This window comes from Kitasatospora sp. NPDC040550, assembly GCF_055594965.1.
The window spans coordinates 23,536-35,452 of record NZ_JBVIWC010000007.1; the positions used below are offsets into that span (position 1 = coordinate 23,536).

Genomic DNA, 11,917 nt, shown 5'->3' on the forward strand with positions numbered 1-11,917 from the left:
CCCCTCCGGAACTGCATCGGCACCGTCCTGGTGCCGGGTCGTCAGCATTCCGTCTGACGCACGGGGCGCCGCTGGAAGCGGGCGGCCACCGGACGGCGGCGCAGCCGGGCCACCTGCTTGGCCTCGCGGACCAGACGCTCGTGCTCGGCGCGGGCTTCGAGCTCGTGAGCCTGCTGCTGGATGAGCTGGTACTCGATCACTTCGGGTTCCCCCTCGGGTTTCACCTTCGTTTCCCTGACATGTAAGAGCTTCCTCCCCCAGTGGGGGGTGCCACATCGGGAGCGTGCCCCATCTTCCGAAGGCCGAGTGCCTTAGATTCCGTGCCAGAAAAGGTTTAAGGCCCCGTCTCACCTAGATATGTAGGTGAGACGGGGCCTTAGGCCTTACTTAGGGGGCCTTAGATGCCTTAGGCGCCTTAGGAAGGCGGGCTTGACGGCCTAAGAACCCATGGATGACTCAGCGGGAGACGCCGAGCCGCTCCAGACCGTGCCTACTGACCTTCCACGCCGAGCCGCTCCAGACCGTGCCTACTGACCTTCCACGCCGAGCCGCTCCAGACCGTGCCTACTGTCCTTCCACGCCGAGCCGCTCCAGGATCAGGTCCTTGACCCGGGCCGCGTCCGCCTGGCCACGGGTGGCCTTCATGACCGCGCCGACCAGCGCGCCCACGGCGGCGACCTTGCCGTCGCGGATCTTGGCGGCGATCGCCTCGTTCTCGGCGATGGCCTGGTCGACCGCGGCGCCCAGCGCGGAGTCGTCCGAGACCACGGCCAGGCCGCGCTTCGCGACGACCTCGTCCGGCTCGCCCTCGCCGGCCAGCACGGCCTCGATGACCTGGCGGGCCAGCTTGTCGTTCAGCTTGCCCTCGGCGACCAGCGCGGCGACCCGGGCGACCTGCGCCGGGGTGATCGGCTGCTCGCTCAGCTCGGTGCCGGTCTCGTTGGCGCGCCGGGCCAGCTCGCCCATCCACCACTTGCGGGCCTGGTCGGCGGGGGCGCCGGCCGCGATGGTCTCCTGGATCGGCTCCACCGCACCGGCGTTGAGCACCGACTGCATGTCCTTGTCGGACAGGCCCCACTCGGCCTGCAGCCGGGCGCGGCGCACCCGCGGCAGCTCCGGCAGCCCGGCCCGCAGCTCCTCGACCCACGCCCGGGCGGGGGCCACCGGCACCAGGTCCGGCTCGGGGAAGTAGCGGTAGTCCTCGGCGTTGTCCTTGATCCGGCCCGAGGTGGTGGAGCCGTCCTCCTCGTGGAAGTGACGGGTCTCCTGGACGATGGTGCCGCCGTCGGTCAGGACGGTGGCGTGCCGCTGGATCTCGAACCGGGCGGCCCGCTCCACGCTGCGCAGGGAGTTGACGTTCTTGGTCTCCGAGCGGGTGCCGAAGGTCTCGGTGCCGTTCGGGCGCAGCGACAGGTTGACGTCGCAGCGCATCTGGCCCTTGTCCATCCGGGCCTCGGAGACGCCCAGCGCCTTGATCAGCTCGCGCAGCTCGGCCACGTACGCCTTGGCGACCTCGGGGGCGCGCTCGCCGGCGCCGACGATCGGCTTGGTGACGATCTCGATCAGCGGGATGCCGGCCCGGTTGTAGTCGAGCAGCGAGTGGGTGGCCCCGTGGATGCGACCGGTGGCGCCGCCGACGTGGCTGGACTTGCCGGTGTCCTCCTCCATGTGGGCGCGCTCGATCTCCACCCGGAAGGTCGAGCCGTCCTCCAGCTGCACGTCGAGGTAGCCGTTGAAGGCGATCGGCTCGTCGTACTGCGAGGTCTGGAAGTTCTTGGGCATGTCCGGGTAGAAGTAGTTCTTCCGCGCGAACCGGCACCACTCGGCGATCTCGCAGTTCAGCGCCAGGCCGATCTTGACGGCCGACTCCACGCCGACCGCGTTGACCACCGGGAGCGAGCCCGGCAGGCCCAGGCAGGTCGGGCAGGTCTGGCTGTTCGGCTCGGCGCCCAGCTCGGTCGAGCAACCGCAGAACATCTTGGTCTTGGTGCCCAGCTCGACGTGGACCTCAAGGCCCATCACCGGGTCGTACGACGCGAGAGCGTCCTCGTAGGAGACCAGGTTCATGACGCTCACAGCGTCCCTTCTCACTTGAAGCTTGGGAGGTACGGGCCCGGCCACCGCGTCGCGCGGGGCCGGGCCGGGGCGTCAGCCCAGCAGCACGTCGTCGGAGGCGAGCTGGCGCAGCTCGCGCACCAGCAGGGCGGTGCCGGTGATCAGCGCGGCGGCGCCGACCAGGGCGTTGACCAGCTTGAGGGTGTCGCTCTCCTCGCGCGCCTTGCGGACGTCCTTGACCACGGAGACCGCACCGAACGCGCTGGTGCCGATGGACAGCCACAGGCCGGGCTTGCTGTGCTTCCACCCCTTGAGGGAGCTCGGGGCCTTGGCCTTCTCGATCTTGCTCACAGTGCCGGTACCTCCTCCAGCAGGGTGTGCCCCCACTTGTCGTTGAGTGCGGCCTCGACGGCGCCGCCCACGCGGTACAGGCGGTCGTCCGCCATCGCGGGAGCGATGATCTGCAGGCCGACCGGGAGATTGTCCTCCGGCGCCAGGCCGACCGGCAGCGACATGGCCGCGTTGCCCGCCAGGTTGGACGGGATCGTGCACAGGTCGGCCAGGTACATCGCCATCGGGTCGTCGGCGCGCTCGCCGATCGGGAAGGCGGTGGTCGGCGTGGTCGGCGAGACCAGCACGTCCACACCGGCGAAGGCGGCGTCGAAGTCCCGCGAGATGAGCGTGCGGACCTTCTGGGCCGAGCCGTAGTAGGCGTCGTAGTAGCCCGAGGAGAGGGCGTAGGTGCCCAGGATGATGCGGCGCTTGACCTCGTCGCCGAAGCCGGCCTCGCGGGTCAGCGCGGTGACCTCCTCGGCCGAGCGCGAGCCGTCGTCGCCGACCCGCAGGCCGTAGCGCATGGCGTCGAAGCGGGCCAGGTTGGAGGAGCACTCCGACGGCGCGATCAGGTAGTACGCCGGCAGCGCCAGGGTGAAGGACGGGCAGGACACCTCGACGACCTCGGCGCCCAGCTCGCGCAGCAGCTCCACCGACTCGTCGAAGCGCTGCATCACGCCGGTCTGGTAGCCCTCGCCGGCGAACTCCTTGACGACGCCGATCCGCATGCCGCGGACGTCGCGCATCTTCGCGGCCTCGACCACGGCCGGGACGGGCGCGTCGATCGAGGTGGAGTCCAGCGGGTCGTGGCCGGCAATGGCCTCGTGCAGCAGGGCCGCGTCCAGCACCGTGCGGGCGCACGGGCCGCCCTGGTCCAGGCTGCTGGAGAAGGCGACCAGGCCGTAGCGGGACACCGAGCCGTAGGTCGGCTTGACGCCGACGGTGCCGGTCACGGCACCGGGCTGGCGGATCGAACCGCCGGTGTCGGTGCCGATCGCCAGCGGGGCCTCGAAGGCGGCCAGCGCGGCGGCCGAACCGCCGCCGGAGCCGCCCGGGATGCGGGTGAGGTCCCACGGGTTGCCGGTCGGGCCGTAGGCCGAGTTCTCGGTGGAGGAGCCCATCGCGAACTCGTCCATGTTGGTCTTGCCGAGGATGACCACGCCGGCGTCCTTGAGACGGGTGGTCAGGGTGGCGTCGTAGGGCGGGATCCAGCCCTCGAGCATCTTGGACCCACAGGTGGTCGGGATGCCCTTGGTGGTGAAGACGTCCTTGAGCGCGAGCGGGACGCCGGCCAGCGGGCCCAGCTCCTCGCCCTTGGCACGCTTGTCGTCGACGGCCTTGGCGGCGGCCAGCGCGCCCTCGGTGTCGACGTGCAGGAAGGCGTTGACCTTCTTGTCGACGGCCTCGATGCGGTCCAGGTGCGCCTGGGCGACCTCGACGGCGGAGACCTCACCCTTGGCGATGGCGCCCGCGGTCTCGGCCGCGGTGTACTTGATCAGCTCGGTCATCTCGGTCAGTCCTCCCCGAGGATCTGCGGCACACGGAAACGCTGCTCCTCGGCGGCGGGGGCGCCGGACAGCGCCTGCTCCGGGGTCAGCGACGGCCGCACCTCGTCCGCGCGCATGACGTTGGTCAGCGGCAGCGGGTGGGAGGTCGGCGGGACGTCCTGTCCGGCGACCTCGGAAACGCGGGCGACCGCGCCGATGATCACGTCGAGCTGCTCGGCGAAGTGGTCCAGCTCTTCGGGCTTCAGCTCAAGACGCGACAGCCGGGCGAGGTGGGCGACCTCCTCGCGCGTGATGCCAGGCATGCAGCGATCCTCAGGGTGAGTTCTGGTGAGACCCGGCGACGCCTGCGGCGGTGCCGGGCCCGGGCAGGAGCAGCCGGGTTCGGCGCTCCGTCCTCGTGGTCTTTGGACCCCATCCTATGGGGCCCGGCCCGGCCACCGGCCAACGAGTGGACCCGCGGCCCCGTTACCGCCCCCGTCACCCCCGTCACCCCTGCGGCTACTGCGGCCCGGTACGGGCCCAACCCTGCGCGCCCGGCGCCTGGAAGCCGACCTGCGCGGCGGGCAGCGCCTGGCCGCGCTGCCCGGCCTGCAGGGCCGGCGGCAGCACCGGCGGGAGGGTCGGCGGCAGCACCGGGGGCAGCGTGGCCGGCCGGTCGGCCGGCTTGACCGCGGCGGACCGGTCGACCGGCTTGATGATCGACGGGAGCTGCGGCGGCGCGCCGAGCCGCTCCACCGTCGGGGCACCGGTGGTGCGGTGCACCCGCAGCCAGGCGGTGGCCTGCTCGGCGGGCAGCGCGGCGGACACCAGCCAGCCCTGGACGGCGTCCACGCCCATGCAGTGCAGCCGCTCCCAGGTCTCGTCGTCCTCCACGCCCTCGGCGACCACGGTCAGGCCGAGCGAGTGGGCCAGCTCGACCGAGCAGCGGACCACCGCCGCGTCGTGGTCGTCGGCGACCATCCGGGAGACGAAGGAGCGGTCGATCTTGAGCTCGCCGACCGGCAGGCTGCGCAGCCGCACCAGCGAGGAGTGCCCGGTGCCGAAGTCGTCCAGGGACATCCCGACGCCGTAGCCGCGCAGCTCGGCCAGGGTGTCGGCGGCCCGCCGGGAGTCGTCCAGCAGCAGCCGCTCGGTGATCTCCAGCTGGAGCGCGTGGGCCGGCACCTGGTGGCGGACCAGGTGCCCGGCGACGCGCTGGGCGAAGCCGGGGTTGAGCACGTCGCGCGGCGAGACGTTGACCGCGACCTGCACCTGGAGGCCCTGGTCGCGCCAGTAGGCGAGCTGGCCGACCGCCGCCTCCAGCACGTAGTCGGTGAGCCGGGGCATCAGTCCGCTGGACTCGGCGAGCCCGACGAACTCGTCCGGGGAGACCTTCCCCTGGCCGGGCCGCTCCCAGCGCAGCAGGGCCTCCAGCCCGACCACCCGGCCGTCGAAGGCCACCTTGGGCTGGTAGTGCAGCTGCACCTCGCCGGTCTCCAGGGCCCGGCGGAGGTCCCCGAGCAGGCCGATCCGGTACGGGGTGTCGGCGTCCTGGGTCTCGTCGTACTGGGCGACCCCGCTGCACTCGCGCTGGGCGTGGCCCATCGCCACGTCGGCGCGGCGCAGCAGCGACTCGGCGTCCTGGGCGCCCTGCGGGTAGACGCAGACGCCGGCGCTGGCCTCCAGCACCAGCAGCAGGCCGTCCAGCCGGATCGGCGCGGCGAGTTCGGCGATCAGGGCCTTGGCGACCCGCTCCAGGCTGTCGGGGCAGTTGATGCCGGGGAGCAGGACGGCGAACTCGTCGCCGCCCATCCTGGCCACCATGGGGCGTCCGCGCCGGTAGTGCCGGGGCAGGCCGGCGAAGACGTCGTCGATGGACTCCCGGGTGGCGCTGCCGGCCGGGCCGCCGGAGCGCAGCGCCCGGTGGAGTCGGCGGGCGATGTGAACCAGGAGGCGGTCACCGGCCGTATGACCAAGTGTGTCGTTGAGTGATCGGAAGCGGTCGAGGTCAAGCAGGATGAGGCCGACGCTGTAGCCTTCCTCGCGCTCGACGATCGCCTCCTGGGCGGCCAGCAGTAAGGCCTGACGGTTGGGCAGATCCGTCAGGGGATCGGTCAGCTGGTCGCGGGCCCGGTCCCGGGCGATCCGCCAGGCCGCCACCAGGACGGCCAGCGGTACCGCGAACAGCGGCAGCAGTTCGGGTTCGAACCGGTAGACCAGGACGGCCAGCGGGATGAGCGGCGCGGCTCCGGCCAGCAGCACGCCGAGCAGCAGGACCGCACCTGCCACCCCCTGCGGCGGGCGTGTGGGCGCGCCGCCGGTCGAACGATCCATAAGCCCTGTCCTCCGTCGGGCCCGCCCCGTCAGGCCGCCTTACGGTGAGGCACCGTTCCGGTACCGACAGCTGCCGGGCATGGAGCGACCCCGAGGAGCACCGGCTCGGCCGGTGCCCCCACTCCTGCTGACACTCTGTTGCGCTCCAGGGTATGCCGGGGTCTCCCCGGTGGGCAGACTTTCGGACAACCGGAAACGCGCCACCGCGCCCGGGTGTCGCACAGTGACACAATGCCCGCTTTCACCGGACGGCACCCGGTGACGCCGCATCAGGACGATAACAACCCGGATCCGGCCGGCGGCCGCTCGGGTCCGCCCGGTTCAGCCCTCCGCGGGTGCCCCGACGCTCTCCTGCGCCGCCGCGGGCTCCGGAAGTCCCAGGTGGGCACGGGCGGCAGACGGTCCGTCGGCGAGCAGCACCGCGAAGCCGGCGTCGTCCAGGACCGGCAGGCCGAGCTGAACTGCCTTGTCATACTTGGACCCAGGGTTATCACCGGCAACCACGAAGTCGGTCTTCTTCGAAACCGAACCGGTCACCTTCGCTCCGCGCGAGGTCAGCGCCTCCTTGGCGCCGTCCCGGGTGTGGCCGGCCAGCGTCCCGGTGACGACCACGGTCAGGCCCTCCAGCGGACGCTCCGCCTCCTCATCGTCCGCGAACTCCTCGACGAAGCGGACCCCGGCGGCCCGCCACTTCTCCAGGACCTCCCGGTGCCACTCCTCCTCGAACCACTCCCGGATCGAGCGGGCGATGGTCGGACCCACGCCCTCGACCGCCGCCAACTCCTCCTCGGTGGCCGAGAAGATCCGGTCCAGGTCACGGAACTCGCGCGCCAGCTCCTGCGCCGCCACCGGGCCCACGTGCCGGATCGACAGGCCGTTCAGGAAGCGCCAGAGCGGACGGTCCTTCGCGCCCTCCAGGTTGTCCAGCAGGGTCTGCAGCGACTTCTTCGGCTCGCCCTTGGTGGTGGCGAAGAAGAAGACCTCCTTCTCCTTGCCCGTCCGGTCGTCCAGCTTGGGCATGCCGGTCTTCTGGTCGCGCACCAGCACCTTGATCGGCAGCAGCTGCTCCGCCGTCAGCCCGAAGACGTCCCCCTCGTTGTGCACCGGGGCCTCGGCCGGCTCCAGCGGCTGGGTCAGCGCGGTGGCCGCGACGTAGCCCAGCCCCTCGACGTCCAGGCAGGAGCGCCCGCCGAGGAAGGCGATCCGCTCCCGGATCTGGGCCGGGCAGTGCTGGGCGTTCGGGCAGCGCAGGTCGATGTCCCCCTCGGACATCGGGCGCAGTTCGGTGCCGCACTCCGGGCAGTGCGAGGGCATCACGAAGGCCTGCTCGGTGCCGTCCCGCAGGTCGTAGACCGGGCCGAGGATCTCCGGGATGACGTCACCGGCCTTGCGCAGCACCACGGTGTCGCCGAGCAGGACGTCCTTGGCCTTGACCACGTCCTGGTTGTGCAGCGTCGCGTACTGCACCATCGAGCCGGCCACCTTCACCGGCTCGGCCAGCACCGCGTACGGGGTGGCCCGGCCGGTGCGGCCGATGCCGACCTTGATCTCGGCCAGCTTGCCGGTGACCTCCTCCGGCGGGTACTTCCAGGCGATCGCCCAGCGCGGGGACTTGGAGGTGGCGCCCAGCCGGCCCTGGAGGGCGATCTCGTCCACCTTGACCACGACGCCGTCGATCTCGTGCTCGACCGAGTGCCGCTGCTCGCCGAAGCGCTTGATGAAGGCCCGCACTTCGGCCAGCGTGCCGACCACCTCGTTGTGCCGGGCGGTGGGCAGGCCCCAGTCGTGCAGCAACTGGTAGGCGTGCGACTGGTTGTCGATGTCGAAGCCGACCCGGGCACCGATGCCGTGCACCACCATGTGCAGCGGACGGGAGGCGGTGACGAGTGGGTCCTTCTGGCGCAGCGAACCGGCGGCGGCGTTGCGGGGGTTCATGAACAGCCGGATCATCGCCCGGGGCCGCCTGCCCTCCTTGGCGCGCTCCTCGTTCTCCTGCCGGCGGCGCTCGTTCTCCGCCGCGAACGAGGCGTTGAGCGCGTCGAACTCCTCGGTCGGGAAGTAGACCTCGCCGCGGATCTCCACCAGCTCGGGGACGTTCTCGCCCTTGAGCCGGTGCGGAATCTCCTTGATGGTGCGGACGTTGGCGGTGATGTCCTCGCCGACCCGGCCGTCACCGCGGGTCGCCGCCTGCACCAACTGACCGTTCTCGTAGGTGAGGTTGACGGCCAGGCCGTCCACCTTGAGCTCGCACAGGTAGTGGTACTCGATGCCGTGCAGCTCGGTGGCGACCCGGTCCGCCCAGGCGCCGAGCTCCTCGTCGTCCATCGCGTTGTCCAGACTGAGCAGCCGCTCGCGGTGCTCGACCGCGGCGAACAGCGCGGTGGGGGCGCCGCCGACCCGCTGGGTCGGCGACTCCGGCGTCACCAGCGCCGGGTGCTCGGCCTCCAGCTCCTCCAGCTCGCGCATCAGCGCGTCGAACTCGGCGTCGCTCACGACCGGCGCGTCCTGCTCGTAGTACCGGGCGCGGTGGTCGGTGATCTCCTGCGCCAACTCGGCGTGCCGCCGGCGCACCTCCGCCGGGACGTCCTCCCAGCCCTCGACAACCGTCACCGCAAGCCCTCCTACGTTCTCATTCCGGGTTGTCCACCAGGCTCTGCGCCGCCCGCGCGGCGAGCGACAGCGCCGTGCGCGCGTACGCCGGGGAGGCCCCGGCGAGCCCGCAGGTCGGCGTCACCAGCACGCGGCGGCCCAGCAGCTCCGGAGCGAACCCGAGCCTGCGCCACAAGGTCCTGATCCCCTGGACACTACCGGCCGGGTCCGACACCGCCTGGTCAACGGAGGGGACGACACCAGCGAGGATCATCGTGCCGCCCTCCACCGCCTCGCCCAGGTCGTCGTCCTGGCGCTCGGTGAGGAGGGAGAAGTCCAGCGAGATCCCGGCGACACCGGCCCGGCGCAGCAGCGGAATCGGCACCTCCGGCGCGCAGGAGTGCACCACGACCGGCGCGTCCAGGCCGCGGACCAGCTCGCGCAGCACCTCCTCGGCGACCTGCCGGTCGACGGCGCGCAGCCGCTGGAAGCCGCTGGCGGTCCGCACCGACCCGGCCAGCACGGCGGTCAGCGAGGGCTCGTCCAGCTGGAGCACCACCTCGGCCCCCGGGATGCGCTTGCGGACCTCGGCGAGGTGGCGGCGCAGCCCCTCGGTGAGCGAGCCGGCGACGTCCCGGCAGGCGCCGGGGTCGGCGAGCGCCTTCTCGCCGTGCTTGAGCTCGACGGCGGCCGCCAGCGTCCACGGGCCGACGGCCTGGAGCTTGAGCGCCCCCCGGTACCCCTGGGTGAACTCCTCCAGGGCGTCCAGGTCCTCACCGAGCCAGGAGTGGGCGCGGCGGGTGTCCCGGCCGGGGCGGTCGGCGAACCGCCAGCCGCTGGGCTCGGTCTGCGCGAAGAGTTCGACCAGCAGGCCGGCGCTGCGGCCGATCATGTCGGCGCCCGGCCCGCGGGCGGGCAGTTCGGGCAGGAACGGCAGCTGCTCCAGCGCCCCGGTGGAGGTCCTGGCGGCCTCCCGGGCGTCGGTGCCGGGCAGCGAGCCGACGCCGGTGGCGGCGCCGCGCAGGTCGGGGAAGGCGTTCGGAGTGCTCACCCGTCCGAGCCTAGTGCGCGGCGCCGCCGATGTTCTCCGGTGTCCCGGTCAGCGCCTCGGTCAGCGGCGCCGGGTCGGTTCGTCAGCGGCCCTCAGCGGCCCTCAGCGGCCCGGGCGGACGGTGAGGTCGGTGATCTCGGCGTCGCGGGAGGCGTCCAGGGCGGCGAGGACGGCCTTGGCGACGGACTCCGGCTCGATCCAGCGGGCGGCGTCGTACTCCTTGCCCTCCTGCTGGTGCACCTTGGCCTGCATCGCGGTGGCGGTGCGGCCCGGGTAGACCGAGGTGACCCGCACGCCGTTCGCGTGCTCCTCCTGGCGCAGCGCGTCGGCGAGCGCCTTGAGCCCGTGCTTGCTCGCCGCGTACGCCGACCACTCGGCGTGGGCGGTGAGGCCGGCGCCGGAGTTGACGAACACCACGTGGCCCTTGGCCAGGCGCAGCGAGGGCAGCAGCAGCCGGGTCAGCTCGGCGGGGGCGACCAGATTGACGTTCAGGGTGTCCTGCCAGGCCTTCACCGGCAGGTCGCCGACCGTGCCGAGCTCGACCATGCCCGCGACGTGCAGCAGCGAGTCGAGGGTGACGGGCAGCTGCTGCTGCCCGAAGGCCCAGGAGAGCTTGGCGGGGTCGCCGAGGTTGCCGACCAGGGTGCGGGCGCCGGGGAAGCGGTCCCGCAGCTCGCCGGCCCGCCGGGCGTCCCGGGCGAGCAGCCAGAGCTCGTCCCCGCGCTCGGCGAGCTTCTCGGTCAGGACGGCGCCGATGCCGGAACCGGCACCGGTGATCAGATGTGCAGCCATGGCCCGATCCTCTCAGGCCTTGAGCAGTGTGAAGACCTCGGCGGGCGTATCGGCGAAGCCGACCAGCTCGGCCAGCGGCCGCGGCAGGAAGCCCTCGGCGTCCATCCGCTCCAGCTGGGTGCGCAGGCCCGCGTAGAAGCCCTCGGTGTCCAGCAGGACGACCGGCTTGTCGAAGATCCCGTGCTTCTTGAGCTCCAGCACCTCGGTGACCTCGTCCATCGTGCCCAGCCCGCCGACCAGCACCACGACGGCGTCCGCCCGGGCGGCCAACTCCCGCTTGCGCTCGGCCAGATCGGCGGTCATCACCAACTCGTCGGCGCCGACGTAGGCCTTGTGCTTGAGCATCTCGACCAGCACGCCGACCAGCCGGCCGCCGGCCGCCTTCACCTCGTCCGCGAGCAGGCCCATCAGGCCGGCGTTGGAGCCGCCCCAGACCAGGGTGTGCCCGCCCTCCCCGAGCAGCCGGGCGAATTCGCCGGCGGGGGCGGAGTAGCGGTCGTCGAGCGAGTACGCGGAGCAGAAGACGCAGATGTTCATAATGCCGACTGGTCTATCACGTCCGCCCGCCGCCGCTCACCGGGTTTGGCCGCCGGGTCACAGCAGGTGGCGGCCGTCGTGGGTTCGGATGCTCGGTGCCGTGTCGTCCCGGAACGCGTCCAGCAGGCGCACGGAGTAGACCTCGGCCATGCGGTCGGAAACCTCGGCAGGTGTGAGCCAGTCGACTTCGACCGACTCGTCGGAGAGCCGCTCCGCCCCGGCCTCCGGTCGGCAGCGGAAGACCAGGGCGACGATTCCGCGACTCACGTTCTTGTAGACGCCGGTCAACCGCTCCACCCGAACCTTGATCCCGGTCTCCTCGTAGACCTCACGGCACACGCCGTCCTCAACCGGCTCGGTCAGCTCCAGCACCCCGCCCGGGGGCTCCCAGGTCCCGTTGTCGGCCCGGCGGATCGCCAGAACCCGGCCGTCCTCGCGCACCACCGCCCCGGCGACGGACACCGAGTGGAGCGGCGTTGACTGGGGATTCCCGGCGCTGTTACTCATGTGCAGGAGGATAGGAGCCCTGAAAGGCGCTTCGGCCTGACGGTCACCGAAGAGACTCAGTGTGCCTGGCTGGACTCCCCGGACAACCCCGTCCCGCTGCAGCGCTGAACGGGCCCGGGGGGGGGGGGGGGGGGGGGGGGGCCCCAGAAAAACGGAAGCCACACAGGGAGGGGGGGAGAGACCCCGGGGCTCCGTGGGCGGGAGGGGGAAGGGGGGGGGGGGGAGTGTGTCG

General features: G+C 72.0%; 10 protein-coding genes and 1 pseudogene. All 11 read right to left on the minus strand.

From position 1 onward, the window contains the following. Positions 1-41 precede the first annotated feature (41 nt). The 11 genes and pseudogenes from ACZ58X_RS12570 to ACZ58X_RS12620 all read right to left on the minus strand — a co-directional run bounded on the left by ACZ58X_RS12570 (position 42) and on the right by ACZ58X_RS12620 (position 11,697). Positions 42-224 (minus strand): hypothetical protein, encoded by a 183-nt coding sequence (locus tag ACZ58X_RS12570; RefSeq protein ID WP_470333659.1) that lies wholly within the window; start codon positions 222-224, stop codon positions 42-44. 340 nt (positions 225-564) lie between these two features. Beyond that, complete coding sequence (gene gatB, locus ACZ58X_RS12575; protein WP_470333660.1) at positions 565-2,076, minus strand: Asp-tRNA(Asn)/Glu-tRNA(Gln) amidotransferase subunit GatB; 1,512 nt, start codon at positions 2,074-2,076, stop codon at positions 565-567. Between the two features lie 72 nt (positions 2,077-2,148). Continuing rightward, on the minus strand, positions 2,149-2,406 hold the full coding sequence (locus tag ACZ58X_RS12580; RefSeq protein WP_360232989.1) for a hypothetical protein: 258 nt from the start codon (positions 2,404-2,406) through the stop codon (positions 2,149-2,151). Further along, entirely contained in the window at positions 2,403-3,896 is a 1,494-nt protein-coding gene (gatA, locus tag ACZ58X_RS12585; protein ID WP_470333661.1) for an Asp-tRNA(Asn)/Glu-tRNA(Gln) amidotransferase subunit GatA, read from the minus strand. The genes ACZ58X_RS12580 and gatA overlap by 4 nt, the downstream gene beginning before the upstream one ends. Before the next feature lie 5 nt (positions 3,897-3,901). Beyond that, positions 3,902-4,198, minus strand: coding sequence for an Asp-tRNA(Asn)/Glu-tRNA(Gln) amidotransferase subunit GatC (gene gatC, locus ACZ58X_RS12590; RefSeq protein WP_030057414.1), 297 nt, complete (start codon positions 4,196-4,198; stop codon positions 3,902-3,904). A 442-nt stretch (positions 4,199-4,640) separates the two neighbouring features. Then, positions 4,641-6,146 (minus strand): annotated as a pseudogene (locus ACZ58X_RS12595) (putative bifunctional diguanylate cyclase/phosphodiesterase); the annotation flags it as partial. Positions 6,147-6,530: 384 nt separating this feature from the next. After that, on the minus strand, positions 6,531-8,819 hold the full coding sequence (ligA, locus tag ACZ58X_RS12600; protein ID WP_470333662.1) for an NAD-dependent DNA ligase LigA: 2,289 nt from the start codon (positions 8,817-8,819) through the stop codon (positions 6,531-6,533). A 19-nt stretch (positions 8,820-8,838) separates the two neighbouring features. Beyond that, positions 8,839-9,849, minus strand: a complete 1,011-nt coding sequence (locus tag ACZ58X_RS12605; RefSeq protein WP_470333663.1) for a methionine synthase — start codon at positions 9,847-9,849, stop codon at positions 8,839-8,841. Between the two features lie 102 nt (positions 9,850-9,951). Continuing rightward, positions 9,952-10,641, minus strand: a complete 690-nt coding sequence (locus tag ACZ58X_RS12610) for an SDR family oxidoreductase (RefSeq protein ID WP_470333664.1) — start codon at positions 10,639-10,641, stop codon at positions 9,952-9,954. 12 nt (positions 10,642-10,653) lie between these two features. Further along, positions 10,654-11,178 (minus strand): LOG family protein, encoded by a 525-nt coding sequence (locus ACZ58X_RS12615; RefSeq protein ID WP_470333665.1) that lies wholly within the window; start codon positions 11,176-11,178, stop codon positions 10,654-10,656. A gap of 57 nt (positions 11,179-11,235) precedes the next feature. Then, positions 11,236-11,697, minus strand: a complete 462-nt coding sequence (locus ACZ58X_RS12620; protein WP_470333864.1) for an NUDIX hydrolase — start codon at positions 11,695-11,697, stop codon at positions 11,236-11,238. Between the last annotated feature and the right edge of the window lie 220 nt (positions 11,698-11,917).

What these genes read in the sequence shown, in the direction of transcription:
- ACZ58X_RS12615 (WP_470333665.1), bottom strand. Translation starts at nt 11,178, where the DNA reads ATGAACATCTGCGTCTTCTGCTCCGCGTACTCGCTCGACGACCGCTAC.
- ACZ58X_RS12610 (WP_470333664.1), bottom strand. Translation starts at nt 10,641, where the DNA reads ATGGCTGCACATCTGATCACCGGTGCCGGTTCCGGCATCGGCGCCGTC.
- gatC (WP_030057414.1), bottom strand. Translation starts at nt 4,198, where the DNA reads ATGCCTGGCATCACGCGCGAGGAGGTCGCCCACCTCGCCCGGCTGTCG.
- gatA (WP_470333661.1), bottom strand. Translation starts at nt 3,896, where the DNA reads ATGACCGAGCTGATCAAGTACACCGCGGCCGAGACCGCGGGCGCCATC.